The organism is Streptomyces sp. NRRL S-31 (genome assembly GCF_000718775.1).
GTDB lineage: Bacteria > Actinomycetota > Actinomycetes > Streptomycetales > Streptomycetaceae > Streptomyces.
In genome coordinates this window covers 1-318 of record NZ_JOCB01000279.1, presented here as the reverse complement: position 1 = coordinate 318, position 318 = coordinate 1, and the positions used below count along the sequence as shown (strand labels likewise).

Here is a 318-nt window from a genome sequence, read left to right as displayed (position 1 = left end):
GTAGTAGTCCCCGTAGGGGCCGTCGGGGTTCTTGCGGGACTCCTGGAACCACGGGTGCTGGTCGCTGGTGTGGTTCATGACGAAGTCGATGATCACGCGCATGCCGCGCTGGTGGGCGGCGTCCACGAACTCCACGAAGTCGGCGAGGTCACCGAACTCGGGGAGGACGGCGGTGTAGTCGGAGACGTCGTAACCGCCGTCCCTGAGCGGGGACTTGAAGAACGGCGGCAGCCACAGGCAGTCCACGCCGAGCCACTGGAGGTAGTCGAGCTTGGCGGTCAGACCCTTCAGGTCGCCGACGCCGTCGCCGTTGCTGTC

General features: G+C 66.4%; 1 protein-coding gene. It reads right to left on the bottom strand.

The window, feature by feature from the left end; genetic code table 11:
• On the bottom strand, positions 1–318 hold a 318-nt coding region (locus IF37_RS0138630; RefSeq protein WP_030754606.1), incomplete at both ends, for an alpha-amylase family glycosyl hydrolase.